The sequence below is a fragment of the Streptomyces sp. AB3(2024) genome, assembly GCF_041862025.1.
In the GTDB taxonomy this organism is placed as follows: domain Bacteria; phylum Actinomycetota; class Actinomycetes; order Streptomycetales; family Streptomycetaceae; genus Streptomyces.
On record NZ_JBGWAB010000038.1, the window covers coordinates 1 to 26,972 of the forward strand.

The following is a 26,972-nucleotide window of genomic DNA, read 5'->3' on the forward strand; positions in this document are numbered from 1 at the left end:
CGCCGACAACCCCGGCCGCTTCCTCCGGGAGCAGTCCCCTGGCGATTTCGTCCCAGAACGCCGCTTCGATATGACGCTGAAATTTCGGATGCCCCGGAGACCTCAACTTCGTTCGAGTCGCCCGATCGGCTGCCTGCTGACGACGCACCATCCCACACCTCGCTGATCACGAGGTGTTGCGACGATCAGTTGAATCCGCCTTGCGACCCGGCATCCGAGTGGTGAATGAGCTGGCCGCGTCCCACGGGGTTGCCCTCGTGGGTGCGACGCCACAAGGCCATCCGCAAAGGCACGTCGACCAGCTCCACGTCCCGCTTGACCGAGGCGTGCCAGCTCACGATCTTCTGGGAGAAGCAGTCGACGATGAACGCGACGTAGGTGAACGACTGATACGTGCGGACGTAGGTGAAGTCGGTGATCCATTTCCGGTTCGGTGCCGGGGCCGTGAAGTCGCGGTCCAGCAGGTCCGGGGCCCGCGCGTCGGCGGGGTTGGGGATCGTGGTTCTCGGTCTTCGCCCGCGGACCGCGCCGTTGAGGTCGAGTGAGCGCATGGCGCGGTCGACGGCGCCGAACCCGGCCTCGGGCAGGAGAGTGCGGCGGATGAGAGCCAGCATTTTGCGCCGGCCATAAAGCCCTTCGGGAGCCAGCGCACGCTCACCGGCCGTGTTGGTAGTGAAGGCCAGCCGGCGGACAGCATCTTCGACCAGGGCGTCGGTCACGGTTCGGGCCGCGGCCACATTGGACGGGCCGGCTGGGGCACACCAGGCCCTCAGGGTTCGTGCCGCGATCTTCAGCCCTGCATGTTTCAGGGCGGTGAGGATCGACTCGACGGCATACCCGGTGGCCCGCATCTGATCGGCGAACGCCACGATCAGCGGTTTCGGGGGTCGAGCTCCCCCGCGAAGAAAATCGTCGCGGACTTCAGTACCTCGTTGACCTCTCGCAGGCGCTTGTTCTCCGCCCGCAGTCTGCGCAGTTACTCCCGCTCGTCCGTGTTCACGCCCGCGACCTGGCCGGCGTCGATCTCGTACTGCATCACCCAGCGCCGCACCGACTCCCGGGAGACGCCAAGGGAATCAGCGACCTGGATGTGCAGTGCGCGCTCGGAGGAGTGCTCCGCACGATGCTCTGTCACCAGCCTCACGGCCTGGCTACGAAGGGCTGCGTCGATCTTCTTGGGCACGAGACCCATCCTCTCTGATAGCTCACAACGGAGCGGCAGAGAAGTCAGAACGGTTCAACCTCGGTGGTGGTGGTGAGGGAGCCGCCGACGAAGATGGAGCTGCCGAACAGCAGCGGCTTCAGCTGTGCGCGGGCGGTGTAGAGGGCGGCGGTGTATCCGGCGGGGCCGGAGCCTATGACGATGACGTCGCGTACGTCATCGGTCGGGTTCGTCTCGGTCACGTCCGTGCGCCTCAGGCCTTCGGCTTGGCGTCGATCTCGGCGATGAGGCCCTCGATGAGGCCCTTGATCTCGTCACGGATGGGACGGACGGCCTCGACGCCTTGGCCGGCCGGGTCCTCGAGCTGCCAGTCGAGGTAGGTCTTGCCGGGGAAGTACGGGCAGGCGTCGCCGCAGCCCATGGTGATGATGTAGTCGGACGCCTGGGCGGCCTCGGGGGTGAGGACCTTCGGCTTCTGGTCGGAGATGTCGATGCCCAGCTCGGCCATGGCGGCCACGGCGGAGGGGTTGATCTGCTCGCCGGGCACGGAGCCGGCGGAGCGGACCTCGACGCGGTCGCCCGCGAGGTGGCGCAGGAACCCGGCCGCCATCTGGGAGCGGCCCGCGTTGTGGATGCAGACGAACAGGACGGAGGCGGCAGGAGCGGAGGACATCTGTTCTTCCTTGGGGTGAGGCGACTGCGACGGGGATCTGTGGGGCTTCAGGGGGTGAGCTGGGTGAGCAGCTCGGTGATGCGGGCGTCGATGGCGTCGCGGATGTCACGGACGACGGCGATCGGCGCCCCGTCGGGGTCGGCGACGGGCCAGTCGAGGTAGCGGCGGCCGGGCATGGCGGGGCAGGCGTCGCCGCAGCCCATCGTGATCACGATGTCGGCGGCCTGGACGACCTCTTCGGTCAGCGGCCTGGGGTAGGCGTCGGCCAGGTCCACGCCAGTTTCGGTGAGGGCTTGGGCGATGTGCGGCGCCACCTCGCCTGCGGGGTGGGTGCCTGCGGAGGAGACGGTGACGCGCTCGCCTGCCCGGTGGGCCAGGAGGGCGGCGGCCATCTGGGAGCGGCCTGCGTTGTGGCTGCACACGAACAGCACCCGGGTCGGCCCGCTCGTCAGCCCCTGGGTGTGGGCGAGAGCGTCGAGACGGTCGGCGGTCAGCCGTTCCGCCAGCACGACAAGGTGCGTACGGATCCGTGCCTGTTCGGCAAGAAGCGTGTAGGAGTCGGCGAGCAAGCCCAGCACGGTTGCCGGCGCGAAGTGGCCGGCGTATCGGGTGGCGAGACGGGCGGCCCCGGCGGCCAGCCGTTCATCTGGCAGGAGAGGCGAGGAAGGCGAGGGCATGGCGATCCCGTTCAAAGGAGCCAATAAGATCAGCTCGGGCTGGTGTCAGCCCCAACTGATGTGACAGTATCAGTCCATGATGACGTCAGTCGACACTGATCTGATCCGGGTTCTGGCCGACCCGCTCAGGCTCCGGATCGTGACCCTCCTCGCCCGCGAGACCCTCTGCACCACCCACCTCGTGGAGGAGACGGGCGCGAAGCAGACGAACCTCTCCAACCACATGAAGGTGCTGCGGGAGGCGGGGGTCGTGGATACGGAGCCATGCGGCCGGTACATCTACTACCGCCTGCGCCCGGAAGTCATCGAAGCCCTCGCCGGTCAGTTCGCCGACCTCGCACAGACCGCGCGAGCCACCGCAGAAGCGAACCTCAAGCGGTCCTGCCCGTAGCCTTCCGCGCTTTGCCTCACCTGCCCGAGGAGAACCCGCCTTGACCGCCACGCAGCCCGTCGGCACCCCGATACCTGCCGACGAGCCCCAGCCCGCACCCGGCGCCACCCCACCCCGCACCCTGCTGATCGCCCGCGCCGCCGCCGAGCTGGTCGGCACCGCAGCGCTCGTCGCGGTCGTCGTCGGTTCGGGCATCCAGGCCACGAAACTCACCCAGGACGTGGCCCTCCAGCTCCTGGCCAACTCCACCGCCACCGTCTTCGGGCTCGGCGTCCTCATCGCGCTCCTCGGCCCGGTCTCCGGCGCCCACTTCAACCCGGTGGTCACCCTGGCCGAATGGTGGACTGCCCGCCGCGGCGGCGCCGGCGTCACCGCCCGCGAGCTCGCTGTCTACGTGCCCTCGCAGATCGCCGGCGCGATCGCGGGCGCTGTCCTGGCGGACGCGATGTTCGGCGAGCCGCTGGTCAAGTGGTCCACTCACGACCGCTCCGCTGGGAACCTGCTGCTGGGCGAGGTCGTGGCGACCACCGGTCTGATCCTGCTGATCTTCGGCCTGGCCCGCACCGACCGCCTCCGCTTCGCACCCGTCGCCGTCGCCTCCTACATCGGCGCCGCCTACTGGTTCACCTCCTCCACCTCCTTCGCCAACCCGGCCGTCACCATCGGCCGCGCCTTCACCGACACCTTCGCGGGCATCGCCCCGGCCTCGGTGCCCGGCTTCATCGGCATGCAGCTCGCGGGCGCCGTGGTGGGCTTGGCGCTCGTGGCCGTCATCTTCATGCGCGGCAAGACGGACAACGGAACGCCTGCGGCATGACGCAGCGCACGGACGTGGTGGTGATCGGCGGCGGCCAGTCCGGGCTCGCCGCCGGCTACCACCTGCGCCGCCTGGGCATCGAGCACGTCATCCTCGACGCCCAAGCGGCGCCCGGGGGAGCCTGGCAGCACAACTGGAAATCCCTGCGCCTGTTCTCCCCGGCCCAGTACTCTTCCCTGCCCGGGCGGCTCATGCCGTCTCAGCTGGGCGAGCTCTACCCGGACGCCGGGCACGTGGTCGACTACCTCGCGGATTACGAGAAGCGGTACGCCCTCCCTGTCCAGCGGGGCACGTGGGTCGACAGCGTGCACCGTGACGGCCCCGTCCTGCGGGTCGAGACGGACTCCGGATCCTGGATCGCGCGTGCGGTCATCAGCGCCACCGGCACCTGGACCCGCCCCTTCCTGCCCGCGGTACCCGGGCGGCGCGAGTATCAGGGACGCCAGCTGCACACCGTTCAGTACCGCAGCCCGTCCGACTTCACCGGGCAGCGGGTGGTCGTCGTCGGCGGCGGCAACTCGGGTGCCCAGATCGCCGCCGACCTCGCCGGTACGGGTACGGCCGAGCTCACGTGGGTCACGCAGCGCCCGCCCCGCTACCTGGCAGACGACATCGACGGCCGAGCCCTCTTCGACCACGCGACTGCCCGCCGCCGCGCCCTGGACGAAGGCCGTATCGACGCCGGCGGTGTCGCCTCCCTCGGAGACATCGTCGCCGTGCCGCCAGTCCGCGCCGCCCGTGACGCCGGCCTGCTGACGGCGAAGCCGATGTTCACTCGCCTCACGGTGACCGGGGTCGAGTGGGCCGACGGCACCCGGGCCGAGGCGGACACGGTCATCTGGTGCACCGGCTTCCGCCCCGCCCTCGCGCCCATCGCCTCCCTGCGCCTGCGGGGCACCCGCGGACACATCGCCACCGTCGGCACCCGCGCCGCGGACGAACCGCGCCTGCACCTGCTCGGCTACGGCGACTGGACCGGCCCGGCATCCGCCACCCTCATCGGCGTCGGCCGCCCCGCCCGCGATGTCGCCCGCGAGATCGCCGAGCTCCTTCGACCATGAAGACGGGCTCCCCGGTCAAACGGCCTGGGAGCCGCGCTTGGGGTGAACGCATCGAGACCTACACCGTCGACGGCCAGCCGGTGACGGTCACCTTCAGCAACGGCGCGGCAATCTGGGAGCCTGCCGCGGCGGACGTATTCGTCGGGCGTCGCGAAGGTGGAGGCCCGGCCGTCACGGTGTGCTGCGACGCCCTCAACTTCTTCGCCGGCCAGTCCTCGGCCGAGCAATGGCAGCTGGCGCACCCCGAGGTGCGCGGTGAGATCGTCGGCCAGGCCCGCGCCACCCAGATCGGGCAGCAGACCTTCGGCCCGCTCCTCCAGGACGGCTGACCATTCGGCGCGAACTCACCTTGTACAACGGTGACTGACGTCGGCGGTCGGACCGGCGGCGTCAGACAATCTGTGGACTGCGGCGCTCCAGCAACACCACGTCACGCCACGCCCCGTGGTGGCGGCCGATGCGCTCACGTGTGCCGATGATGCGGAACCCGGCACGTGCGTGGACGGCGAGGCTGGCGGTGTTCTCGGGGAAGATCCCGGACTGGATGGTCCAGATGCCCGCGGTCTCGGTAGAGGCGATGAGTGCATCCAGCAGGGCACGGGCGACGCCGCGGCCGCGCGCGGCGGGGTGGACGTAGAGGGAGTGCTCGACCACGCCTGCGTACGCGCACCGGTCCGAGACGGCACTCGCCGCGACCCAGCCCAACACCCGGCCGTCGTCGTGGGCGACGAAACGGTGGCCAGGCAGCTTGGCCTTGTCGAACGCGGCCCAGTCGGGGGCCTGCGTCTCGAAGGTCGCGTTGCCCTCGTCGATCCCCGACTGGTAGATGCCCAGCACCTGTTCGGCGTGCGCGGCAAGCAGCGCCTCGATGCGCACCGCGGTCACGCCGTCTTCGCGGCGCCGGCCAGCAGCGCGCCCATGGCGGCGAGCACGGACGGCTCGACCCGGTAGTAGACCCATGTACCGCGGCGTTCGGAGGACAGCAGGCCGGCCTCCTTGAGCTTCTTCAGGTGGTGGGAGACGGTGGGCTGGGAGACGCCGACGTCGGAGATGTCGCACACGCACGCCTCCCCGCCCTCGTGGGAGGCGACAGCGGAGAACAGGCGCAGCCGCACGGGGTCACCGAGAGCCTTGAACATCTTCGCCGCGACCTCGGCCTCCTCGGCCGACATCGGGCGCTCGTTCAGCGGCGGGCAGCAGGCCGCGACGACGTCGGGCTCCAGCAGCGGCAGAACCTTCACATTCGACATATGTCTATGTTGACATACGTCGAACTAAGAGGGTAGGGGGCAGCTGCGGGCCAGGTGGGCGGCCAGACGGCGGGCCGCCCGGGCGGCATCCCGGCCGACCCCGCGCAGCGTGTTCGAGGACAGGCTGCGCCGCCACTCCAGCCCGACGAACGCCAGGCCCGGATGGGCGGGAGAGGACCCGCCGCGGTGGCGGGGGAGCCCGGCCGGGTCGAGGGCGCCGTCGAGTCCGGCGAGGTAGGGCAGGTGGGGGCGGTAGCCAGTGGCGAGGATCGGCGAGTCCAGCCGCTCCGTGGTGCCATCGGCCCATGTGACCCGGTCGTCGGTGGGCCGCGTGAACATCGGGCGCCGGTCGGGGGCGCCGGCGGTGAGGGCCGCGCGGTGGCGGCCGTCGTCCAGGACCGGCGAGGCGGGCGGAGCCCTCAGTACGCGGCCCAGCGCGGCGGTGTCCAGGCCGGTGCGGGTGAGCCGGAAGTGCAGGTCCTTGCCCAGCAGGTGCTGCCGGGCGAACTTCACCGGCGCCCGCGTGGCCAGGCTCGTGCGGCTGTCGAGGGCGAGCTCGGCGGCGATCTGCGCCGCGGAGTTCCCCGCCCCGACCACCACCACACGCTGCCCGGCGAACGGGGTCGGGCTGCGGATGTCGGCCTGTGGGCGGGCGGCGTACGCGGTCGGGTGGGCGACGACCTCGTCCCGGTGCGGGTAGCGGTCCGGATCCCCGCCGAACGGCATGCCAGGCAGCGCGCTGAACCGAGCCGGGGAGAACAGGGTCAGGCTGTCGCAGTAGCGCGGCCACGACCCGCCGCTCGGTCCGACGCCTCCAGCGCCACCGGCTTCAGCCCTGCCCTGACCAGCGCATGTGTGGTGGCCAGCCCCGACTGCCCGCCCCCGATGACGACGGCTTCCGCGTGGTCCACGACAGCCTCAAATAATTAGATGAATGTCTATGTTGACGCCTATCGATACAGGTGTCATGCTGATCACACAAGCCATAGACAGACTTCGAAACACAAGGGGGTCGTCATGAACGAGCCGATCAGCCCCACCGGCCCGAACCGCGCCGCGACGACGGGCTCCTGTTGCGGCACCGCCCCCGTACCCGCCGCCGAGGTGGCGCCCGTCAAGTCCTCACCCTGCTGCGGCACCAGCGAGGGCGCGGAGGCGGCCGGAGCCTGTTGCTTCCCGCAGGCCAAGCGCGAAGCCGTCGCCACCGGCGCTGGCTGCTGCTGACCATCCGAAGTCCCCACCCGCCCGCCTGCACGAAGACCCGGAGACATGCCATGAGCGAGACCACCACCGAGCTGCCCGTCGTCGTCATCGGGGCCGGCCCCGCCGGACTCGCGGCCGCCGCCCACCTCCTCGACCGCGGCATCACGCCCCTCGTCCTGGAAGCCGGCCCGCTCGCCGGGGCCGCCGTGCGCGAGTGGGCTCACGTGCGGTTGTTCTCCCGCTGGGGCGAGCTCGTCGACCCGGCCGCCGAGAAGCTCCTGGCCCCGACCGGATGGGTCAAGCCGGCCGAGGACACCTACCCCTCCGGGGGTGACTGGGCAGAGCGCTACCTCCAGCCGCTGGCCGACGTACTCGGCGAGCAGGTCCGCTACGGAGCACGCGTCACCGGCGTCTCCCGCACCGGCCGTGACCGCATCGTCGACGCCGACCGCGACTCCCAGCCCTTCGTCGTCCACTACGAGAACGCCGACGGCCACGAGCACCGCCTCTTCGCCCGCGCCGTCATCGACGCCTCCGGAACCTGGTCCACCCCCAGCCCCGCAGGCGGCAGCGGACTCGCCGCCCTCGGCGAGAAGGCCGCCGCCACCCGCATCACCTACCGCGTCCCGGACCTGAAGGACCCCGCCGTCCGCGCCCGCTACGCCGGGAAGCGCACCGCGGTCATCGGCTCCGGCGCCTCAGCCTTCACCGCCCTCGCCTACCTCGCCGATCTCGCCAAGTCCGACGACGGCCATGGAACGCACGCCACGTGGATCCTGCGCCGAGGGATCTCCGGATCGACCTTCGGCGGCGGCGAGGCCGACCAGCTGCCAGCCCGCGGCGCCCTCGGCCTGGCGGCCAAGGCAGCGGTCGACGGCGGTCACGCCGACGCGGTCACCGGTTTCCGCACCGACGCCATCGAGAAGACCGAAGACGGTCGCGTCGCCCTGGTGGGCGAGGACGGCCGTCGCCTGGGCCCGGTGGACGAGGTCATCGTCCTGACCGGCTTCCGCCCCGACCTGTCCTTCCTGGGGGAGCTGCGCCTCGGCCTCGACGAGCGCCTCCAGGCGCCGGTCGAGTTGGCTCCGCTGATCGACCCGAACCAGCACTCCTGCGGCACCGTTTACCCGCACGGCGTGAACGAGTTGTCCCACCCGGAGAAGGACGTCTACCTCGTCGGCATGAAGTCCTACGGCCGCGCCCCCACCTTCCTCGCCATGACCGGCTACGAGCAGGTCCGCTCCATCGCCGCCCACCTCGCAGGCGACCAGGAAGCGGCCGAACGCGTCGAACTCACCCTCCCCGAGACCGGGGTGTGCGGCGGCGCGGGCCTCTTCGACGAGCCCGCAGCCGCGGAGGAGACCGGTGGCGGGTGCTGCGCGGCCCCGGCCACCCTCACCATCGGCGCCGCTCCCACTGCCGCTTCCGCTAGCGGCTGCTGAGGTGAGCGATCTTCAAAGCGGCGGGGGGGGGGGGGGGGGGGGGGGGGGGGGGGGGGGGGGGGGGGGGGGGGGGGGGCCCGCCCCCCCCCCCCGCGCCGTGCTGCCCGCCCTCTGCCTCACCCAGATCACCAGCTGGGGCATCGTCTACTACGCCTTCATCGTCCTCAACCCGGCCATCACCGCCGACACCGGCTGGAGCGCGGGCGCGACCACCGCGGCGTTCTCCGCCGCCCTCGTCGTCTCCGCCATAGTCGGGATCTACGTCGGACGCGTCCTGGACCACCGCGGCCCCCGCACCGTCATGACCACCGGCTCCGTCCTGGGTTCGCTGAGCCTGCTGGTAACAGCCGCGGCCCCCAACCTGGCCGTCTTCTTCGCGGGATGGCTGCTCGCCGGAGCGGCGATGGCCGCCACCCTCTACCAGCCCGCCTTCGCCGCCCTCACCCGCTGGTGGGGCCCCGACCACATCCGCGCGCTCACGATCGTCACCCTCGCCGGCGGACTCGCCTCCACCGTCTTCGCCCCCCTGACGGCGATCCTCGCCGACCACATGTCCTGGCGCGGCACCTACGTAGTCCTCGCAGGCATCCTCGCGGCCCTGACCGTCCCGGCCCACGCGATCGCGCTGAAAGCCCCGTGGCCGCCGGCCAGACCCTCGGCCGCACCCTGTACGCGACCCTCGCCCGCCACCTCGGCGTCACCGCCCGCACCGTCACCCTGATCGCCCTCGGCGCCCTCACCACCGCCGCCCTCGCCACCGTGGCCGGCCCCTTCGCGCTGATCATCGCCGTATCCGTCCTCGCCGGCGTGATACGCGGCAACCTCACCCTGCTCCAGGCCACCGCCGTCACCGACCGCTGGGGCAGCACCCACTACGGTCGGCTCTCCGGCCTCCTCGGCGCACCCGCACACGCCGCAGCCGCCCTCGCCCCCTTCGCTGGCGCAGTCCTGGCCGGCCCCCTCGGCGGATACCCCGCACTGTTCGCACTGCTCGCCGCACTGTCGATCACTGCTGCTGTCACAGCATTCGGGACTCGTCCGGGCAACGGCCCGAGCGGCGGATGACCTCCAGCGCTCCTCGGCCTCGGCCGCGGGGACACCGGGTCGTCGTTGAGCACGTGCCCGGTCCCGTTTGGTGGGCAGCCCGCAGGGATCGAGCCATGGCCGACGGGCGCCCTTACTGACACGCGTCGCCTTGCCCAGACTGCTGATCGGAGACGGGGAGGTACTGGGTGGCGGTACGCAAGAGGCGCCGGTCGGCATCACGGAAGCGTCGGGAGGCTCGGCTCAAGGGGGGCGTATGGGCCGGCGTCGTCGTCTTGGCGCTGCTCCTGACGTTTTGGTCGGCCATCCGGCCATACCTGGCCGGACTGTTGCTGCTTGGGGCTGTCGGCGGACTTCGTGGCCGAACTCTGCAGGCGGGACGGATGTACGGAAGTCCGCCGGGTCGGCCGCACGGGTGACGACGGCGCCGACGTACGCGGACGTCTGCCCGACGGCCGGACCATGGTGATCCAGTGCAAGCGCTACCACCCGAAACGGAAGATCTCCAACGGAGAGGTCCGCAACCTCCTTGGCTCGCAGGTGCACTTCAAAGCCGAGGCCGCCGTCTTCGTCACCACCACGTACTTCAGCGGCCCCGCCGAACGCTGCGCCGTGCAAAACGGTGTCGTGGCCGTCCATCGTGATCACCTCGGCCTCTGGAACCAACGGAGCGGCGCTCCCGTCGCTCACAGCGGTGAACGGCGCCGGCCAGGGAGACCGCCGACACCGCGCCCTGCGTAAGAACACGTACGGGTAGCGCTGCTTGCGTTCCGCCTGCCGTGCTCGGAAGGCAGGGGGCATGAAGGGCGTAGCGCGTACCGGAGAATGCCGGCGCCGTGTACAGCAGAAGGGCCCGGATCCTGTACGGGATCCGGGCCCTTCTGAGCAGTAGCGGGGACAGGATTTGAACCTGCGACCTCTGGGTTATGAGCCCAGCGAGCTACCGAGCTGCTCCACCCCGCGGCGATGCCTCCACCATACGGCACTTTTGGCCTGGGTTTCGCCAGGTTTCCTGCCCGACGTGCTGTCGCGAGCGCTCGCGGCTTGTACGGGCAATCAGGGTCCGGGGCGGGTGGTCCGGACGGTGGCGATGTCGCAGCGGGCGCGGAGGGCGGACGGGTCGCCGTAGGCGATGTGCAGGGGCACGGGTCCTCCTGGTACCCGGGCTGCCCGGAGGGGCCGGCCGGGTTGAAGGAGCCCCGCTCGGCGGTTCCGGGGGTGTCAGGACCGGGCGAGAGCCAAGTCGTGACAGGAATCCTCGATCCAGCCGAGGGGGACCCCGCTGGGCAGAGCGTCGTCACGCAAGTCGGCCGTCAGCGCGTCCCAGTTGTCATAGCCGTGGGCCTTCGCTACCGAGTCCCTGACCCTGGTCTCATGCGGAGGTGTCACCTCCGTGCTGCTCGTCTTGTGATCCTTCAGCCGGTGAACCGCATGCCACAGCATCACTTCCGTCTCGAACTGCCTGAAATGATGAATCTTGTCCATCAGGTTTGCGGACAGCGACGGAATGTCCAGGAAGAGGCGCGCGAGAGCCGGCTCGACTGAGGGATTTCGGGACAGCTTCGAATCGATCCCGGTGTTCAGTCCTGCGAAATCGAGCTGTCCGGCCAGCAGGAACCGGATGTATTTCTGATACCGGCCGGTTCCGAAGATGAACGGAGGGAGTGACAGATCGAGTTCTTCACGGCTGTGGCCGAGAAGCGGGTCGTGCGAGGCGTATCGCGGCCCTTGGCTGAATCGGCGGTCGTTTCCATCGGCAGGTGCCCCGTCGGGCAGGAGCGAAAGAAAGCGAACAGCCCTCAGTGCGTCCACCCTCTTGATGTCGACGGAGGCTGCGACTTCACCTATCACGCCGCTCGGGTCGTCGATCCCGGCCTTCTTGAACAGAAGCCGCCAGACCCGGTCGGGATAGTACGATTCGGTGGCGACCCGGTGAAGCTCCACACCCCGGGACCGGGTGATCAGCTTGAGACCGTAGAGCTTTCTGATCGCCGCACGGATGTTGACCAGGGCGACGCTCACCGCCGCGTGGTCGTCGTCGGGATCTGTCGCGACCACCACGGGGTCGTCCGAATCGAAGAGGCCGGACCGGTACATCCTGTAGACGGCTCCGACACCGTGGACGCCGACGGGCCAGCATTCCGCGGCCCGTATGGCCCCCATGCTGGACGCCCCGACGATCTGAGCGCCGTCGCGAGCCACCTCGACGACCTCTCGCGGTGACACCGGGAGCACCTGCGAAAACGATCCGTCGATGATGAGGATCCGGGAGCTTCCGCTTTCTCTGGCCCGGTAGACGTCGCCGCGTTTCGCGGGGGGAAGGACGTGCGCCTGCGGCAGAAGGGCCCGTGCCTCGCCCGGCGACAGGGACGGCCCGGTGAATATGGTGGTTCTCATGGCTCAGATCACCGATTCCAGCAGGCGGAGGGTAGGGGTGCGCGAACTCTCACCGTAGGGAGACGCGAGGCCCGGAATCAGGACACGAACCACCGGCACGCCGAGATCCTCGCGGGTAAGTTCTGTCACCAGGCACTTTTCGTGTCCTGCGTCCCGCAGCCGGCCGACGACCGTGTGTAGGTTCTGCAGGATGCTGCCGCTGCCGTCCTTGGCCTGCGGGAACGCCAGGGAGCCGGGGTTCCGGTAAAGAGAGTCGATCCGCTTCAGTTCGGCCGGCCTGCGACCGGCGCGCCCGGTCTCGAACACCTCTCGCGCGCCCGTGGCGAAGCTGGCGTGACCTTGGCACGCCTCGGTGAGAGCGCGAAGCAGCGCCCGTTCGGGCTGGAGGTCGGCCCCGTACCCCGGGAAGTAGGTCACCTTTCCCTCCTGCCCGAAGTAGCCGTCGTCGAAAAGGACGACCCGGATGACCGGAACGCCGATCACGTTGGTCAGATCCTGTATCCGGACAACCAGACCCTGACCGGTCAGCGCGTCGATGAACTCCTTCGCGGTTCCGGCTGGAACCGACTCCGGGGATATGACCCTCAAAGGCCGACGAGGAGAGAAGAGCGGGTCGTGGTGAGCGGAGTAGAACGCTTCCTCCGACACCGCGTCGCGCTCGACAAGCTCACAGACCGCGTGGAGGACCGCCTCTGAATACGTATTCCCGGAGGCGAGCCCGTTGGTCTCGATCCGAGCCGTCATGCCTTCCGTGGAGGGATTGAGGACGAGGTCGGTCGGTACCAGATGATGGCCCCCCTGCGCCAGGTCGTACGCCCCCGTCCAGGAGAAAACGGCGTCGGGCCGGTACGTCGTGTCCTGCGGCAGGCTGAATTCCTCCGGGTCGACGGCAGCGGCGGGAGCGAGTTCCTTGTAGGAACCCCTGACGGTCCGGAGGGCCGGAATTTCCTCGGCCGAGACTCGCTCGATCGCCTCCATGACGGCGCTGAGCTTCGCCGCGATCGGCGTCGCCCCCTTTCCCGCGCTCACCGTCAGGTCTTTGGCCAGAGGGGTCACGGCCGACCACACGGGGGAGCTGATGTAATCCAGGGGGGTGGTGTCGTACACGCGCGTGACGGGGACGCGAGGCAGCAGTGGTTTCAGGGAGTCCCACGTCTCCTCGAAACTTCTGGCGTGTCCGGCCTCCGTACTTTCCGCATCAGGCTGAAAGCTGTCCGGGCGCAGGGCTGTCAGGCTGTTCGGTTTGACCATGATCGTGATGCCCTATCTGGAAGCGGGGATCGACGGGAACGCGGACCGCCGCGCGTCGCTGCGTTTCAGGAGCCGGCGGAGCGGGCCGGAGCGGGGCGCCGGTCGCCGGTCCACGCGGCCCCGCCGGCGCTCGTCACGGCACAGGGGACCGCGACGGCCCGGTCCGTCCCCCTGCGGCCTGCCTCAGGCGTCCCGCGTGACCACGAGGTCGTCGGCGAAACGCGCCCCGAAGTCCCCCTTCCACACCGCGGTCAGCCGAGGCAGTTGCTCCAACAGGCCCGTCGACGCGAGTTGCAGCATCATCTCCCTCATGACCTGCCGCGTGAGTCCGGCTGCCAGACACGCGTGCCGGCCCCGCCCGAAGGCGACATGGCGAGCCCCGGTCCTGTCCGCACGGAAGGTGCCCGGGTCGGCGAACCGCCTCGGGTCGCGGTTGGCTGCCACGAGTACGAGGACCACGCGCGACTCGGCCCGTACGGTGTGACCGTGCAGGGTCAGATCGGTCAGCGCCCGCCTGGTGGCCAAGTGGAAGGGCGTGACAAGCCGCAGCGCCTCGTCCACGGCCCCGTCGACGTCTTCCTCCAGGTCGACGGCGGCGCTCTCCGGGCCGGTCAACGCCTCCAACAGGCGTGCGACAGCCGCCGCGGTGGGTTCCAGCGCGCCACTCACCAGCTGGGCGTATATCGCGGTCGCGTCCAGAAGATCCAACGTCCCGTCGGACAGAGCGCGGCTCAGCGCCGAAGCGAGGACCCCCCGGGGAGCCGCGCAGCGCTGCACGACGAGCCCGGTCAGCTCGTCCATGGCCTCTTCCGCGAGCCGCCCGATGTCGGTGTCGTACGTCTCGATCGGCCCGACGGCCAGGATCCGGGCGGCGCAGTCGGCGAGCTGTGCCAGGCCGTCCGTCTCCTCGTCCAGGAGATCGCTCAGGCCGGCTGCCAGAGCCGGCCTGACGACATCGGCGAACAGCCTGTCAGGCGTCGCCGTGGAACTGGTCGCCGCGATGGAAGCCGCCATCGCGGCGACCATCTGCCGAACGGCGGCGGGCGTGAACAGCGGCAGGAGCAGACGCCGCATACCGGTGTGCCGCGGCGGATCGGAGAACACGGGCCAGCGGTCGATGAACTCCGTCACCCGCCAGTAGGTGTTCTCCTGCTCTTCCGTCAGCGAGGGCGGGCAATAGGTTTCCACCTGGGCGCCGAGCCGGGGATCAGGGAGAAGTTCGTACACGTCGTCGTATCGCGTCACGTACCACGTGTTCGTGGTCTCGTCCCAGTGCACACCGTGCGACTCACGCAGTTCGTCGAACCACTTGACCGGTTCCGCTTCCCGGTCCGTCGGGATCTGCGGCACCGTGGTCTCCGCCGTTACGTTGTCCATCACAAACCAACCCGTTCAATTCACGCGCTTCATAAGGCTGACGTAGTACCGGGGGAGGGGGTTACAGGAGAGATCGGTCGGCGAGCAGATAGCTCGTCAGCTCCTGTCGCGCTTCTGCCGACTGCGGCACGGCCGCATACGTCGTGGTGATCTGCCGCCGCTTGTCGGCACCGCCGAACGACGCATGGTAGGAGTGCGGGTCGAAGGCGATGAGGTCACCGGGGGAGGAGTCGACGGTGAAGGCCGGCACCTCGGCGGGCCGCATCCCGAGGCGACGCGGCGGGTTCTCCATCTCCGCGGCGAACGAGTCCCAGCTCCCGCCTCTGCGGTGGGTGCCGGGAATGATCCGCAGCGCTCCGGTGTCGCCGTCGAGCGGCTCCAGATACTGGACGATCTTGAGGAGCCGGAGAGCGCGGTGGTTGCCGTCCCGGTGCCAGTAGGTGGCACCGTCGTAGCGGACTCCGTCGCCGCCGACATAGACGACGTCCGTGCCCAGCAGCCGCCGTGCCACCCGAGGACACCGGTCGTCGGCCAGGAGCACCTTCTGGAGCACCGCGCTGCGCTCGGCGATCCGGGCGACGCCCGCACGCCCCTGCCGGCCGACCTGCGGGAAGTTCTCGAAGACGTCTTCGAAGGCGTCGGCGACGGCCGCCACGACGTCGTTCTGCACGCCGCGCAGGTGAAGGAATCCGAACGTCCTGAAGCGGGTGACCTCGGCGTCGGTCACCGACAAAGAGGTGAGGCTCATCCGATTGACACCGATCCGGATACATAGCGGTTGAGGAAGTAGCGACGCGTGTCGCGCTGCTCGGTCTCGGTCACCGGGTCACCGACACAGTTGAACGCCAGCTGTCGTCGTATGTCTCCGTGCCATGCCGAGTGGAGGATGTTCGTGTCGAAGACGATGACGTCGCCGGGCTGGGACTCGACGACCACCGCCGGAACGTCGCCACCGGTGAGACCGAGGTCCTCCCTGTGCCTGATGACGTGCTGGGTCGGTTCCCCGAGCCAGCCGTTGTCGGCTCGATGCGAACCGGGAAGGAAGCGCAGGGCACCCGTGTCGTGCGCGGTGGTGTCCAGGTACAGGGCGAAACGCAGGAACGGCGTGGTGTAGAAACCGTCCGAGTGCCAGTACGAGTCGCCGACGAGCGCGTTGGCATCGCTGGTGATGACCTGGTGGTTGCGTTCGAAGAACGCTCCGCAGATCGCGTCCACCCACACCGATCCGGAGATCAGCCCCAGCTCGGGCATCTCGTTGAGGGCGTCGAACCTGGTGACCCTCTCGTTCGGCGTACCGTCCGCCGGCAGATCGATCAGCCGGCCGAAAGCACGCTGCAGTTCCTCCACGGTGTCCGCGGCGGCTCCCCGGAGGTGGGCGAATCCGAACACCCGCAGCTGCTGCGCGACCTCCGCCTCATCGAGTGACATGGGACCGCCCGGGTGCGGAGTGCCGAGCAGCGGACGTGAGCCCGGCCGGCCCCGCCTCGTAGCCGTCCAGCTGCTCCTTGGTCCGAGGGCCGATGACCACGGCTTCGGGGCTGTAGATCTCGTGAATCTCGGAGATCCTGGCGGCGATCGCCTCCGCCCTGCGCTCGGGCGGTACCGCCCGCAGCCGAGAGCCGCCCGAGAAGAGACTGCGGACCACGAGACGGTAGTCGGCGAGGAGGCGCGTCACGTTCGTGTCCTGCGGATCCAGCTGGTCCGCCTCGCACATGACCACGCTGCCGGCGGGCAGCCTGCCGGCGATCTGAGGCAGACTCACGTCCGGCAGGAGCACACTGACGCCCACCAGATCCGCCTGCCCCGTCTGTGAGCAGTGCCTCGCGAACCCGGCGAAGTCGATGTCCGACAGCCGCCTCGGCTCCGGATTGTGCACGAAGGCGACCTCGACCCGGTCGCGCCCGAGCCGCTTCAGGCTTCCCTGCAGCGACTTGGCCATTCCTTCCAGGCTGTAGTCCAGGGTGGGCAGGGGAGTGGTGGTGTCGATCCCGACCTTGGTCCAGACCGACGCGTCGCCGGGAAGGTGCGCGCCGAGGTCCTCCTCCGCTCTCCCGCGGGCATACACGGGCGAGGTGTCGAACGTGGTGAAGCCCTGAGCGATCGCGCCCTCGACGAACTCCCGGCCCTCCTCCGCGTCGCGGCCCAGCACCATCAGGCCGTTGAAGGACCCCGAGCAGCGCATGGTGCCGATCACCACGGACGGCCGATCCTGCATCGTGTTCATGGACAACTCACCCTTCCTGGGATTCCGAACGGCAGATCGCCATGCAGGCCAGACCGGTGGTCGGCGGTTCGCAGAACGACTGCTCGAGCGCTTCGCGGATCTCCTGCCGTGTCGCGAAGACCGACACCTGTTGAGAGCTGTCGTAGGGGCAGCGGCGCAGGAAGCCGTCCGCGGACAGGTACAGCCGCGCGGACTGGCAGGACCGGACGACCGGGCCGCGCAGCCACTCGTGGTAGTCCGACACCACTGTCCTCAACTGCTCCGACATGCCGAAGAACGTTTCGATCAACGCCAGGTCGCGCTTGAGGTGGGGATTCTCGAAACGGAACGTCGACGACGGCAACAGCGGGCTGACCTCCACCGGGACATCGGCCGTCTCGACCACCGAGACGATGGCCTTCAGGTCGGCTTCGTCCAGCTCGTATGCGGTGACGTGCAGGCTCGCCCGACGGTGTCCCAACGCCTCGAAGACCTTCGGCGTCGAGGAGATCGTCCGGCCGGTGCGGCCGATCTCGTCCGCTCTACGGCTGTCGGCGGAGACGGTGACGTGACTGAGCATGCCGGCGACACCGGCGATGGCATCGAGTCGCGGGCCGGTCCTGGCGGCGGTGACCACCGAGGTGCGGAAGCCGAACTGGACTGCGACACGCACGAGTTGACGGAACTCCGGGTGGTCGGTCGGCTCGCCGCCGGACAAGCACAGCTCGTCCACGCCGAGTTCGTGGAGCCGCGACAGTGCCCGGGCGTAGGTGTCGAGGCTCAGGACGTCGCGTCCGACATCGGCCCGAAAGCAGAACCGGCAGTTCACTTCGCAGTTGTCGGCGGTCGAGACGAGCACTCCTCGGAGTGCTCCGAGGCTGTCGGTCACTGCAATCCCGTCTGGTCGGTGAGGGCGAGTTCGAGACCGACCTGGAAGAAGTCGCACATCTGCGGATCGGGCTCGGGGTTGTTCCGGAGCGAGACGTCGTTGCGGGACGGACCACCGCAGACGGCGGCGGCGGGGCACTCTCCGCACTGCTTCGCCGGCAGGAGGTTCTTGGCGGCTCCCGCCAGCAGCTCAGGCTGCTCCCGAAGCTGACTGATCGGGAAGACGAACGAGTCGTCGCGCCAGTTCAGGTCGAGGATGGAGATGCGCCCGCGGGACAGCAGAGCCGCGTTCAGGCCGCCGTCCTGCTGGATGTGCTCGTACATCTTCGGCAGGCGGGTGTCCAGGGCCTGATAGATGCGGTCGAGCGAGGAGAACAGCATGGCACCGCGGGACAGCGCCAGAAGCCGCGAACGGAACACCGCGCGGCACAGCGCCTCGCCGTCGACGTGCCAGCGGCCGGAGATCGGAATGGGGGTGTTGACGTAGATGAAGTTGATGCCGAGGGACAGCACGTACTCGACGGTGTCCGGCAGGTTGCTCACATTGATCGGCGTGGGGGTGAGGTTGCAGCCCACGTGCACCCCGGCATCGATCAGCCGCTGGATGTTCCGGTGGATCCGCTTGTCCGCAGGCTTGCCCGACAGCAGGAACCGCTCGACCTGGTTGTCGTCCGGAGCCCCGTCGAAGGAGACGCCCACGCCGTACTTGAACTTCTTGAAGTGCTCGATCATGGGTTCCTTGATCAGGACACCGTTGGTGACGACGGTGAACTGCACGCGCCCCACGCCGTACTTCTCGGCGAGTTCGAGAGCGTACTCGTCTCCGTACTGCATCAGGTCGAACCGGGTGGTCGGCTCACCGCCGAACCACTGAATGGTGACCTCGTCCTGGCCGGCGTTCTGCTCGAAGAGGTACTCGAGCCCTTCGCGGAGGTCGGGGATGGTGATGTCGTCGGCGCCCGTGTTGGTGTCCACGAAGCAGTACGTGCAGGTCATGTTGCAGCGGTCGGTCACCACGATGCGGTATCCGCTGATCCGCGGCGGCTTTCCGGTCATGCCCAGCCCGTTGATCCGGTCGAAGATCAGATCACGCTGAGATGCGGCCGGCGGCTCGGGAGTGAAGCCCAGCTGCTTCATCTCCGCCAGAATCCGGGGCTCATTGTCGCGGATCTGCCTCATCTCGTCGGCGGTGAGACTCGCGCTCCCCAGGGAGACGGGATCGAAAACAATACCCTCCGCCCCCTGAGTGACCAGCAAATACTTGTTCCAGAGTCGATCGGCATCGTTCGTCACGGTGAACTCCTAAAGAAACGGAACCAGCCATGCGTCGAATCGAACCGCACAGCGAGAAGCCCGCTGCGGTGCCACCGTCGCTTGCCGATGGCACCGCAGCAGGATGGAGCGATTAGTCTTCTTGCGCGATGTTCGCGTCCGTCAGGACACCCTGAACGATCTCGGTGTAGTGCTTCTTGAGATGCTCGGTGTTCTCGGACGTCGCACCGTCGGCGAGGACGATGATGCCGGGCAGCGACGGGTTGGGCGCCATGAGAACGATGCCCGGCGGGTCAAGGCTGATCGCCATGACGGCGTCCTCGACCGGCACCCACTCGATCCGCTCCTTGACGGCGTCCATCACGCTGACCTGCTTGGACTTGAAGTCTTCGCGATCGCCGAACCAGACGCCCGACTTACCGCGCGACCCCACGGCGTCGGCGTAGATGAGGTGGTTGTCCTTCTGTTCGCGAGGTTTGGGCATTCAAACGCCTCCTAAGAAAGGGTCGCATTCGGTCCGCGCCGCCCCGGAGCTGAATTACTGATTGCTCCACGGCTTTTTGGCGCATATTTGCGACCGCTGACGCCCACTCTCGCACGCCGGGGAATATACGTGGTCCATCCCCGGTATATTCGACGTGGGCCTCGCCTATTCGGCATTCCCGCTCCATCGCGAGGGGGGTTTTAGCGATGTGACGTGACGCGCCGATATGGGTCGGCGACCGGTACCGTCACGGTTCGTCCGTCGGTGCGGAGCCGCCCGGCAGGTGATCGAGGATCCGGCGGATATCGTCGGCATCGGGCAGGCCGAGACCGGTGAAGAGTTCGCGCGCCTTGCCCAGCTGGACACGGGCGGTGTCGATGCCGCCGCGATCGGCCTCGGCCCGGCCCAGGACCATCAACGCGTAGGCGTGGTCCCGCACGGCTCCGATCTGCTCGCACCGGACCACGGCTTCGGTGGCGTACCGCACCGCCTCGTCGTACCGCCCTGTCCTGCGGAGTGTTTCGGCGAGCCGGTACAGGGCGTGGGCCTCGCGCCCCCGGATGCCGGCGGACCGACAGACCGCGAGGCACTCGGTGTAGCGGGCGATGGCGTCGCCGAACCGCTCGTGTTCGTGCAGCGCCAAAGCCAGCACGTACAACGCGTAGGCGACCCCCGGAAGGTCGCCCATGGAACGCAAGGTCACCAGCGTCGTCTCGCAGGCCCGTATCGCCTCGGCGGCCCGGCCGCTGCGCACGCGGGCGAGCGCCGCGTTGATGGTGGTCGCCGCCTCGCCGGACCTGTGGCCGAGGACACGGGCGAGTGCGATCGCCTCGTCGAAGCACGCCACCGCCTCGTCGTATCGATGCAGGAACATGACCGCCACACCGAGGTTGTTGAGCGCCTGCCGGAGTATGACCGTGTCCTTCGTGTTCCTCGACGCCGTGACGGCCAGGCGCGCGTGCTCCTCGGTGTCGGACGGGCGGGCGGCCTGCAGGGCGATGCTGCTGCACAGCAACTGTGCCCGGCCCAGAACCCGTTGGTCGCCCCTGAGCTCGGCCTCCCGCGCGAGCTCCAGTGCGGCGGACCGTAGCCCCTCGAACCGGACGTCGGCGCAGAAGGGGCTGACCGCGATGAGCAGGTCGACGGCGGTCCGCAACTGGCCGTCGTAGGGATCCGTCCGCCGGCCGACGGTGTGCAGCGCGGCCGCCGTCACCAGTCCGATCTCGCCGGTGATCCAGGAACGCGCCGTGTGGACGTCGCCGAAGTGCAGCCCCTGGGACCGCAGCGCGCCGAGGGAGTTCGCCACCGGGTCTCCGGGCACGGCCTGCGCGAAGGCGTTGCACGCGGTGGCCAGCAGGTAGTCGAGCAGCCTGCCGAAGGCCTGCCGGGTATCGTCCTGGTGTTCCGGTTCCACGCACTGGGCGAAGGCGCGGAGCAGGTCGTGATAGCGGTAGCGGCCCGGTTCGGTGGACTCCAGCATGGCGGCGTCCACCAGGGCTTCCAGCAGTTCCTCCGCCGTCTCCTCGTCCGTCGCGAGTGCGGCCGCGGCCACCGGCAGACCGAAGTCCAGGGACACCGGGGCGGCGAGCAGCCGGAAGGCGCGGGCCTGCTCGGGCGGCAGTTGCCGGTAGCCGAGTTCGAAGACCGGGTGGATCGACACGTCACCCACGCGTAGTTCCTCGATGCGTCGCTGCTCGTTGGCGAGCCGGGCGGTCAGTGTCGCGATGGCCCACCGCGGCCGGGACGCCAGCCTGGTGGCCACGATCCGGATGGCCAGCGGCAGGAGTCCGCACAGCCGGAGCAGTTCGAGCGCCTGTTCCCGTTCCGCGTCGAGCCGTTCGGTCCCGATGACCGCGCCGAGCAGCGAGAGGGCCTCGTCGGGCCTGAAGGTGTCCAAGCTGAGCTGTTTGGTGACCGGCAGGCCGAAGAGCCGGGACCTGCCGGTGATGATGACTCCGCAGCCGGCCGATCCGGGCATCAGGTCCAGGACCTGCGAGGCGTCACGTGCGTTGTCCAGGACGATCAGCACCCTGTGGCCGTCCAGCATCGAACGGAAGAGTTTGGAACGGTCCGCGAGGGTGTCGGGTACGGCCTCGGCGGCGACGCCCAGCGACAGCAGGAACCCCGTCAGGACGCCGACGGGGTCGGCGGGATTGTCGTCCGCTCCACGCAGATCGGCGTAGAGCTGCCCGTCCGGGTAGGCGTGCCGTACGCCGTGGGCTGTGAACAGGGCCAGTGAGGTCTTCCCGATCCCGCCCATCCCGGCTATCGCCACGACGGTCGGCGCTCGCCGTCCGGGCGTCGTCAGCAGGGTGTGCATGTCGCTGACGGCGTCGGTGCGGCCGGCGAAGTCGGGCAGCAGCGGCGGAAGCTGTGCCGGAACGGGCAGCGGCTCCCGGCCCCGGGCGACCGCGGGGAGGGGCTCGGCCGCCTCCGGTTCCTCGAGCACCGCGGGTTCCTCGACGGCCGCTAAGGAGAGGGCCGGATCGTTCTCCAGGACCTGCCGGTAGGCGGCGGTCAGCTCAGGCCCGGGATCGATGCCCTGCTCCTCCAGCAGCAGCTTCCTGACACCGCTGAACACCGCAAGCGCGTCGGCCTGTCTGCCCGCCCCGTAGAGCGCGCGCATCAACAGGCCGTACGGACGCTCGCGCAGGGGGTGCATGGCCGTGAGGTCCGCCAGGTCGGGAATGACCTGGCGATGGCGGCCGAGGGCCAGGTCGAGGTCGCAACGTTCCTCCAGCAGCGCGATGCGAAATTCCTCGAGCCGGTCACGCTGGCGCATGGCGAAGGGTCCGGGCACTCCGGCCAGAGTCTCTCCCTGCCACAGGTCGAGTGCGCGGACCAGCCTGTCGCGCGCCTCCTCCAACCTGCCCGAGGCACGTGCCTGCGCCGCCTCACGAGTGAGCGTTTCGGCCTGCCCCACGTCGAGCGAGGACGGGGGGACGACCAGGCGGTAGCCGTCGCCGACCGACACGAGCACGCTCGGCGTGGAGCGGTCCGGTTCCAGGAGTATGCGCAACTGCCAGGCGTAGGTGCGGATCGTGGTGGTGGCCTTGCTGGGGGGCGTGAGACCCCATAACGCGTCCACCAGCTGTGTCTTCGACGCGGTGTGCCCCGGTCGCAGGAGCAGGACCGCCAGCATGGCCCGGAGCTGGGGTGGACCGAGGCGCAGTTCCGCGTCGCCCCGGTATGCACGGACCGCCCCGAGAACGGCGAAGCGCAGTTCTTCCGTCACCTCGCCAGGGCCCTCCTTGCTCGACCACTCCGAACGCCTTCGTCATCACCATGGTCACCAACCCACCGTGGGGAGCGGTTCACGCTTGGATCGATCACCTGTGCGCTGGTGGCCAGCCGACGGCGGTCGGCGAGCAATCAGCCTATCAGCCACGTCTGTTCGTCCTCGAAAATGCGCATGCAACGTGAGCCGCCGGGCTTGAGGGGGCAGGGGAGACCGGCTCCGGGGAGGACATGCGAACGGCCGGCACGACGTGCTAGCCGTGCCGGCCGAAGGCACATGAGCGGGTGCCCGTACGGGCACCCGCTCATGAACCGTCAGTGGTCGGCCGGACCTCTCAGACCAGAGACTCCCAGTCGACGATGCCCTCCGCGAGGTCGCGCACTCCGGCGAGCAGGCCCAGCCTGTTGGCCCGGACTGCGGGGTCCTCGGACATCACCAGGACGTTGTCGAAGAAGATGTTCACCGCGTCGACCAGTTCGCCCGTCTGCGCGTTGAAGCGGACGAGCGAGGTCTCCTCGTCGAGCACATGCCGGCACTTGACCAGGGCAGCGTGCAGAGCCTGCTCGGCGGGCTCATGGAGCTGCTCCGGGTCGTACACCGCCTCCAGCCCGGCCGGCACGATGCGCCGTACCCGCTGGAACGCCGCAAGAACGGTGGCGAACCGGTCGTCACCCTGCAGGTCTTCCAGCTCCTCCAGGGTCCGCGTGGCCAGCCGCGGCGAGTCGCCGCGCACCAGCACCGCGCGGACGTCGGTGGTGGAGTGCCCCAGCTCGATCAGCTGCTGCTCGAAGCGGCGCAGCACGAACTGGGCCGTGCCCTCCAGATGCTTCTGCTCGACCGTGACGGCCTGGTGCTCCGCCGCGATGGCCAGCGCCTGGCCGAGCCTGATCGCGGCCAGGTCGCTCCTGCTGAGGAGGATGTTGACCACGCCCAGCGCGGAGCGGCGCAGCCCGAACGCGTCCGAGCTGCCCGTGGGTTCGGCCCCGATCGCGAAGAGCCCGACCAGCAGATCGAGCCGGTCCGCCAGGGCCAGCAGGGCCCCCGGCAGGGTTTCGGGCAACGTGTCGCCGGCGAAACGCGGCAGTTCGTTCTCGTAGAGGGCCTGTGCCACCGCCTGGCTCTCGCCCGCGCGCACGGCGTATTCGCGCGCCATGATGCCCGCGAGGCTGGACAGTTCGGTGACCATCTGGGAGCCGAGGTCGAACTTGGTCAGGGCCGCGGCCCGTTCCAGGACGTCGTGGTCCGTGCCGGACAGGCCGATGACCTTCGCCAGCCGGCGGGCGATGGCCGAGATGCGGTCGGCGCGGTCCGCCATGGAGCCGAGACGCTCCTCGAACGTGAGGAGGTGCGTCTTCTCCCTCATCTCGCTCAGCGGGGTCTCCAGATCCGCCTTCCAGAAGAAGGAGGCGTCCTCGTACCGGGCGCGCAGCACCGCCTCGTTGCCGTGGCGGACGATGTCGTGGTCGCACGTTCCGTTGGCCACCGCGACGAAGTGGGGCAGCATGCTGCCGTCGGCATCCACCACGGGAAGGTAGCGCTGATGCTTGCGCATGACGGTGACGAGGATGTCCGGGGGCAGCGTGAGGTACTTCGGGTCGAAGTTCCCGAGGATCGGGGTGGGGGACTCGACCAGGTTGGTGATCTCGTCGATCAGCGCGCCGTACTGCTCCGTCTGGATGCGTCCGCCCACGGCCTCGGCGAGTCGCGCCGCGCCGTCCACCACGAGGCACCGCCGCTCCGCGGCGTCCGCGAGGATTCCGTGCTCCTTCAGAAAGGGCAGGTACCCGTCTGCCGTCGGCACCTCCGCCGTGGGAGGCACCGCGTCACGGTGAACCTGCGTCGTACGTCCCGACGTCAGGCTGGACACCGTGAAAGGGACGACCCGCTCTCCCAGCAGAGCCATGATCCAGCGGATCGGACGGGTGAAGGAGAGCTGCGGAGCGTTCCACCGCATGTTCTTCTCGGAGCGAAGGCCGGTCACGACCTCCGAGAGGAGAGCGGAGAGGACATCCTCGGCCGAGCGCCCGACGACCTGCCGGGTGAGCGCGACATGCTCGTTGGTCCCGACGGTGACGCGACCGAGGTCCGCCGGTTCGGCGCCGTTGCTCCTGGCGAAGCCGATGGCCGCCTTGGTGGGGCTTCCGTCCGCGTCGAACGCCGCCGAGACCCGGGGCCCGCGCACGGTCTGTTCGTAGTCGGCCTCGCGGGCTTCCACGCCGAGGACGGTGGCCACCACGCGTCGGGGGCTGGCGTCGACCCTGATCTCGCCGTGTCCCAGCCGGGTCGCGCCCAGTTTCTGCGCCAACGCGGTGCGCACCGCCTGCGAGGTCCGGGTGACCTCGGCCGGCGGCATTTCCTCCACGCCGATCTCGACCACGAGGGTGGCCGGCCCCGGTTCGGCCGGCGGGGTCACCGTGCCCTGCTCGGGCCCGACGGCTTCCGTGGCCGCCGCCCGGTCCGGAGCCTCGCTCACTGCGGTGTCGGCCGGGGCGGAGTCGCTGCTCGACACGCGGCCCAGGGGGAAACCGAGTTCCTCGCGCCGCGCGACCCACAACTCGGCGACCTCGTGGGCCAACCCGCGCATCCGGGCGAAGGAACGTGCCCGCTCCGTGGTGGAGATGGCGCCCCGCGCGTCGAGCACGTTGAACGCGTGCGAGCACTTGAGGACGAAGGAGTACGCGGGGACGGGAAGACGCGCGTCGAGCGTGCGGCGTGCCTCGCCCGCGTAGGCCTCGAAGAGGCTCCGCTGGGTCTCCAGGTCGGCCTCGTCGAGGTAGTAGCGGCTCATCTCGTACTCGGCCTGGCCGAACGCCTCGCCGTAGGTGACACCCGGCGCGTACTTGAGGTCCTTGAAGTGATTGACGCCCTGGAGCGCCATCAGGATGCGTTCCAGGCCGTAGGTGATCTCGACGGACACAGGGTCGAGGGTGATGCCTCCGGCCTGCTGAAAGTATGTGAACTGGGTGATTTCCAGACCATCGAGCCATACTTCCCAGCCGAGCCCCCAGGCGCCCAGCGCCGGGGACGCCCAGTTGTCCTCGACGAAGCGAATGTCATGTGCGGCCGTGTCGATGCCCAGGGCCTGCAGACTGCCCAGGAAAAGCTCCTGCGCGTTTCCGGGCTCAGGCTTGAGGATGACCTGGTACTGCGTGTGGGTCTGCAGTCGATTCGGGTTCTCGCCGTAACGTGAGTCGTCGGGCCGGACGCTCGGTTCCACGTATGCGACACGCCACGGCTCCGGTCCCTGGACCCGCAGGAACGTAGCGGGGTTGAGCGTGCCCGCACCCACCTCGGTGTTCATGGGCTGAACGACCAAACACCCGTGTTCGGTCCAGTACTTGTTCAGCACCAGCAGTGCTTCTTGCATCGTCAACACCGAGATCATTCCTCCACAGGTACGGCACATACTCAGAGCATCTCCCGGCTGAGACTCAGGAGACCATGGCCTGTGGGAGTCTATCAATCAGGGCGTTTCCGCTCGGCATCGCCGGGGAGCCAACGGGCGCCACCTCCCGGCCAATTGGGACCGTCCGAGCGGGCCGGCCGGCGTTCTCCCGAGTGGCCGAGACCTGTCGACGGCCGTCGCCACGGCCCCGTCGTCCTCGGCCGCGTCCCGCGGCCGGAGGTCCGCGTGCCCGGCGGCCGAACGGGGCGGGAACTCGAAAATCTAGGGAATCCACTAGTCTTTCCGGGCCGCCGTTCTACCAGTCGATTTTCATGCCACCATGAGTGTGGACGTTTATGCGGAACTTTTCCCTTCTTGCCCATCCTGTTCAGTTCGCGGTGTCGGCGGGCAGGAATTCGTAGGCGATGTGGATTGAGAATATCGCGGGCGGTCAATCGAGACTTGACCGATCGGATGATGCTCTCTATGGTTCAGGCGTTCGGTCATCCGAACATGAAGTGAATGCGTTACATCCCCTGTGCTTCCTCTCGTCAGGTGGTTCGGTGCCTGTAGTGGACTTCGTCCGGGCATCGCTTTTCGGTGATTTCTTGGTGTGGCTCGACACCGTTCTCTGGTTACAGAATCCGATCCACGGATGCGAAGAAGCCCATGCGAAAGAGAGAAGTCATGGAAAACTTCGACGACATCGACATTTCCGACCTGTCGGAAGAGGAGCTGGACGACATCGTCGGCGGCC

24 protein-coding genes, 1 tRNA gene and 3 pseudogenes are annotated in these 26,972 nt (G+C 69.0%); 8 read left to right on the forward strand and 20 right to left on the reverse strand.

Annotated features, from left to right (window positions below; all coding sequences use genetic code 11):
- Nucleotides 1–185: 185 nt before the first annotated feature.
- The 5 genes and pseudogenes from ACEPPI_RS17265 to ACEPPI_RS17285 all read right to left on the reverse strand — a co-directional run bounded on the left by ACEPPI_RS17265 (nucleotide 186) and on the right by ACEPPI_RS17285 (nucleotide 2,512).
- The gene (locus ACEPPI_RS17265) at nucleotides 186–869 is read right to left on the reverse strand and encodes a DDE-type integrase/transposase/recombinase (protein WP_373916111.1); all 684 of its coding nucleotides are present in this window, start codon (nucleotides 867–869) and stop codon (nucleotides 186–188) included.
- A gap of 107 nt (nucleotides 870–976) precedes the next feature.
- Nucleotides 977–1,135 carry a hypothetical protein gene (locus ACEPPI_RS17270; protein ID WP_373916112.1) on the reverse strand — a complete coding sequence of 53 codons (159 nt, stop codon included), beginning with the start codon at nucleotides 1,133–1,135 and terminating at the stop codon, nucleotides 977–979.
- Nucleotides 1,136–1,230: 95 nt separating this feature from the next.
- Nucleotides 1,231–1,404: pseudogene (locus tag ACEPPI_RS17275) on the reverse strand (FAD-dependent oxidoreductase); the annotation flags it as partial.
- A gap of 11 nt (nucleotides 1,405–1,415) precedes the next feature.
- On the reverse strand, nucleotides 1,416–1,835 hold the full coding sequence (locus ACEPPI_RS17280) for an arsenate reductase ArsC (protein WP_373916113.1): 420 nt from the start codon (nucleotides 1,833–1,835) through the stop codon (nucleotides 1,416–1,418).
- Nucleotides 1,836–1,882: 47 nt separating this feature from the next.
- Nucleotides 1,883–2,512, reverse strand: coding sequence for a low molecular weight phosphatase family protein (locus ACEPPI_RS17285; RefSeq protein WP_373916114.1), 630 nt, complete (start codon nucleotides 2,510–2,512; stop codon nucleotides 1,883–1,885).
- 76 nt (nucleotides 2,513–2,588) lie between these two features.
- Between ACEPPI_RS17285 and ACEPPI_RS17290 the strand changes: the two genes are divergently transcribed.
- From ACEPPI_RS17290 to merB, 4 genes are read left to right on the forward strand one after another with little or no spacing between them, the layout of a single operon-like run.
- Nucleotides 2,589–2,903, forward strand: coding sequence for a helix-turn-helix transcriptional regulator (locus ACEPPI_RS17290; protein WP_007267709.1), 315 nt, complete (start codon nucleotides 2,589–2,591; stop codon nucleotides 2,901–2,903).
- Nucleotides 2,904–2,943: 40 nt separating this feature from the next.
- Nucleotides 2,944–3,720 (forward strand): aquaporin, encoded by a 777-nt coding sequence (locus tag ACEPPI_RS17295; RefSeq protein ID WP_373916115.1) that lies wholly within the window; start codon nucleotides 2,944–2,946, stop codon nucleotides 3,718–3,720.
- Nucleotides 3,717–4,781 carry an ArsO family NAD(P)H-dependent flavin-containing monooxygenase gene (locus ACEPPI_RS17300; RefSeq protein WP_373916116.1) on the forward strand — a complete coding sequence of 355 codons (1,065 nt, stop codon included), beginning with the start codon at nucleotides 3,717–3,719 and terminating at the stop codon, nucleotides 4,779–4,781. The genes ACEPPI_RS17295 and ACEPPI_RS17300 overlap by 4 nt, the downstream gene beginning before the upstream one ends.
- On the forward strand, nucleotides 4,778–5,110 hold the full coding sequence (merB, locus tag ACEPPI_RS17305; protein WP_373916117.1) for an organomercurial lyase: 333 nt from the start codon (nucleotides 4,778–4,780) through the stop codon (nucleotides 5,108–5,110). Before ACEPPI_RS17300 ends, merB begins: the two co-directional genes overlap by 4 nt.
- A 61-nt stretch (nucleotides 5,111–5,171) precedes the next feature.
- Here merB and ACEPPI_RS17310 read toward each other — a convergent pair whose 3' ends face one another.
- From ACEPPI_RS17310 to ACEPPI_RS17320, 3 genes and pseudogenes are all read right to left on the reverse strand, one after another.
- Nucleotides 5,172–5,666 (reverse strand): N-acetyltransferase family protein, encoded by a 495-nt coding sequence (locus tag ACEPPI_RS17310; protein WP_373916118.1) that lies wholly within the window; start codon nucleotides 5,664–5,666, stop codon nucleotides 5,172–5,174.
- A complete protein-coding gene (locus tag ACEPPI_RS17315) occupies nucleotides 5,663–6,031 on the reverse strand; it encodes a helix-turn-helix transcriptional regulator (protein WP_030724816.1) in 369 nt (122 codons plus the stop codon). Before ACEPPI_RS17315 ends, ACEPPI_RS17310 begins: the two co-directional genes overlap by 4 nt.
- Before the next feature lie 24 nt (nucleotides 6,032–6,055).
- A pseudogene (locus ACEPPI_RS17320) lies at nucleotides 6,056–6,942 on the reverse strand (FAD-dependent oxidoreductase).
- Between the two features lie 106 nt (nucleotides 6,943–7,048).
- Here ACEPPI_RS17320 and ACEPPI_RS17325 point away from each other — a divergent pair.
- From ACEPPI_RS17325 to ACEPPI_RS17340, 4 genes and pseudogenes are all read left to right on the forward strand, one after another.
- Entirely contained in the window at nucleotides 7,049–7,255 is a 207-nt protein-coding gene (locus tag ACEPPI_RS17325; RefSeq protein WP_373916120.1) for a hypothetical protein, read from the forward strand.
- Nucleotides 7,256–7,305: 50 nt separating this feature from the next.
- Nucleotides 7,306–8,676, forward strand: a complete 1,371-nt coding sequence (locus ACEPPI_RS17330) for an NAD(P)-binding domain-containing protein (RefSeq protein ID WP_373916121.1) — start codon at nucleotides 7,306–7,308, stop codon at nucleotides 8,674–8,676.
- Between the two features lie 97 nt (nucleotides 8,677–8,773).
- A pseudogene (locus ACEPPI_RS17335) lies at nucleotides 8,774–9,741 on the forward strand (MFS transporter).
- 336 nt (nucleotides 9,742–10,077) lie between these two features.
- Nucleotides 10,078–10,461, forward strand: a complete 384-nt coding sequence (locus tag ACEPPI_RS17340; RefSeq protein ID WP_373916157.1) for a restriction endonuclease — start codon at nucleotides 10,078–10,080, stop codon at nucleotides 10,459–10,461.
- 148 nt (nucleotides 10,462–10,609) lie between these two features.
- On the opposite strand, the gene ACEPPI_RS17345 is transcribed toward ACEPPI_RS17340, so the two are convergent.
- From ACEPPI_RS17345 to ACEPPI_RS17400, 12 genes are all read right to left on the reverse strand, one after another.
- A tRNA-Met gene (locus ACEPPI_RS17345) sits at nucleotides 10,610–10,683 on the reverse strand.
- Between the two features lie 258 nt (nucleotides 10,684–10,941).
- Nucleotides 10,942–12,117 carry a TfuA-like protein gene (locus ACEPPI_RS17350; RefSeq protein ID WP_373916122.1) on the reverse strand — a complete coding sequence of 392 codons (1,176 nt, stop codon included), beginning with the start codon at nucleotides 12,115–12,117 and terminating at the stop codon, nucleotides 10,942–10,944.
- 3 nt (nucleotides 12,118–12,120) lie between these two features.
- The gene (locus tag ACEPPI_RS17355; protein ID WP_373916123.1) at nucleotides 12,121–13,368 is read right to left on the reverse strand and encodes a YcaO-like family protein; all 1,248 of its coding nucleotides are present in this window, start codon (nucleotides 13,366–13,368) and stop codon (nucleotides 12,121–12,123) included.
- A 183-nt stretch (nucleotides 13,369–13,551) separates the two neighbouring features.
- Complete coding sequence (locus ACEPPI_RS17360) at nucleotides 13,552–14,745, reverse strand: cytochrome P450 (RefSeq protein WP_373916124.1); 1,194 nt, start codon at nucleotides 14,743–14,745, stop codon at nucleotides 13,552–13,554.
- Nucleotides 14,746–14,806: 61 nt separating this feature from the next.
- Entirely contained in the window at nucleotides 14,807–15,493 is a 687-nt protein-coding gene (locus ACEPPI_RS17365) for a phytanoyl-CoA dioxygenase family protein (RefSeq protein WP_373916125.1), read from the reverse strand.
- Complete coding sequence (locus ACEPPI_RS17370; RefSeq protein WP_373916126.1) at nucleotides 15,490–16,173, reverse strand: phytanoyl-CoA dioxygenase family protein; 684 nt, start codon at nucleotides 16,171–16,173, stop codon at nucleotides 15,490–15,492. Before ACEPPI_RS17370 ends, ACEPPI_RS17365 begins: the two co-directional genes overlap by 4 nt.
- Nucleotides 16,160–16,969: an aldo/keto reductase family protein gene (locus tag ACEPPI_RS17375; protein WP_373916127.1), complete on the reverse strand. Its 810-nt coding sequence runs from the start codon at nucleotides 16,967–16,969 to the stop codon at nucleotides 16,160–16,162. Before ACEPPI_RS17375 ends, ACEPPI_RS17370 begins: the two co-directional genes overlap by 14 nt.
- Nucleotides 16,970–16,976: 7 nt before the next feature.
- The gene (locus ACEPPI_RS17380; RefSeq protein WP_373916128.1) at nucleotides 16,977–17,807 is read right to left on the reverse strand and encodes a radical SAM protein; all 831 of its coding nucleotides are present in this window, start codon (nucleotides 17,805–17,807) and stop codon (nucleotides 16,977–16,979) included.
- 26 nt (nucleotides 17,808–17,833) lie between these two features.
- Nucleotides 17,834–18,973, reverse strand: a complete 1,140-nt coding sequence (locus ACEPPI_RS17385; RefSeq protein ID WP_373916129.1) for a radical SAM protein — start codon at nucleotides 18,971–18,973, stop codon at nucleotides 17,834–17,836.
- Between the two features lie 268 nt (nucleotides 18,974–19,241).
- A complete protein-coding gene (locus ACEPPI_RS17390) occupies nucleotides 19,242–19,592 on the reverse strand; it encodes a hypothetical protein (protein WP_373916130.1) in 351 nt (116 codons plus the stop codon).
- A 247-nt stretch (nucleotides 19,593–19,839) separates the two neighbouring features.
- Nucleotides 19,840–22,827, reverse strand: coding sequence for a BTAD domain-containing putative transcriptional regulator (locus ACEPPI_RS17395; protein ID WP_373916131.1), 2,988 nt, complete (start codon nucleotides 22,825–22,827; stop codon nucleotides 19,840–19,842).
- A gap of 337 nt (nucleotides 22,828–23,164) precedes the next feature.
- Nucleotides 23,165–26,197, reverse strand: coding sequence for a glycine--tRNA ligase (locus ACEPPI_RS17400; protein WP_373916158.1), 3,033 nt, complete (start codon nucleotides 26,195–26,197; stop codon nucleotides 23,165–23,167).
- Between the last annotated feature and the right edge of the window lie 775 nt (nucleotides 26,198–26,972).

Bases quoted from the DNA above. Each gene is read 5' to 3' on its own strand.
- ACEPPI_RS17365 (WP_373916125.1), bottom strand. From the start codon at position 15,493: ATGAGCCTCACCTCTTTGTCGGTGACCGACGCCGAGGTCACCCGCTTC.
- ACEPPI_RS17300 (WP_373916116.1), top strand. From the start codon at position 3,717: ATGACGCAGCGCACGGACGTGGTGGTGATCGGCGGCGGCCAGTCCGGG.
- merB (WP_373916117.1), top strand. From the start codon at position 4,778: ATGAAGACGGGCTCCCCGGTCAAACGGCCTGGGAGCCGCGCTTGGGGT.
- ACEPPI_RS17330 (WP_373916121.1), top strand. From the start codon at position 7,306: ATGAGCGAGACCACCACCGAGCTGCCCGTCGTCGTCATCGGGGCCGGC.
- ACEPPI_RS17375 (WP_373916127.1), bottom strand. From the start codon at position 16,969: ATGAACACGATGCAGGATCGGCCGTCCGTGGTGATCGGCACCATGCGC.
- ACEPPI_RS17280 (WP_373916113.1), bottom strand. From the start codon at position 1,835: ATGTCCTCCGCTCCTGCCGCCTCCGTCCTGTTCGTCTGCATCCACAAC.
- ACEPPI_RS17360 (WP_373916124.1), bottom strand. From the start codon at position 14,745: ATGGACAACGTAACGGCGGAGACCACGGTGCCGCAGATCCCGACGGAC.
- ACEPPI_RS17400 (WP_373916158.1), bottom strand. From the start codon at position 26,197: ATGCAAGAAGCACTGCTGGTGCTGAACAAGTACTGGACCGAACACGGG.
- ACEPPI_RS17315 (WP_030724816.1), bottom strand. From the start codon at position 6,031: ATGTCGAATGTGAAGGTTCTGCCGCTGCTGGAGCCCGACGTCGTCGCG.
- ACEPPI_RS17285 (WP_373916114.1), bottom strand. From the start codon at position 2,512: ATGCCCTCGCCTTCCTCGCCTCTCCTGCCAGATGAACGGCTGGCCGCC.
- ACEPPI_RS17385 (WP_373916129.1), bottom strand. From the start codon at position 18,973: ATGAAGCAGCTGGGCTTCACTCCCGAGCCGCCGGCCGCATCTCAGCGT.
- ACEPPI_RS17325 (WP_373916120.1), top strand. From the start codon at position 7,049: ATGAACGAGCCGATCAGCCCCACCGGCCCGAACCGCGCCGCGACGACG.
- ACEPPI_RS17350 (WP_373916122.1), bottom strand. From the start codon at position 12,117: ATGAGAACCACCATATTCACCGGGCCGTCCCTGTCGCCGGGCGAGGCA.
- ACEPPI_RS17355 (WP_373916123.1), bottom strand. From the start codon at position 13,368: ATGGTCAAACCGAACAGCCTGACAGCCCTGCGCCCGGACAGCTTTCAG.
- ACEPPI_RS17290 (WP_007267709.1), top strand. From the start codon at position 2,589: ATGATGACGTCAGTCGACACTGATCTGATCCGGGTTCTGGCCGACCCG.
- ACEPPI_RS17390 (WP_373916130.1), bottom strand. From the start codon at position 19,592: ATGCCCAAACCTCGCGAACAGAAGGACAACCACCTCATCTACGCCGAC.
- ACEPPI_RS17370 (WP_373916126.1), bottom strand. From the start codon at position 16,173: ATGTCACTCGATGAGGCGGAGGTCGCGCAGCAGCTGCGGGTGTTCGGA.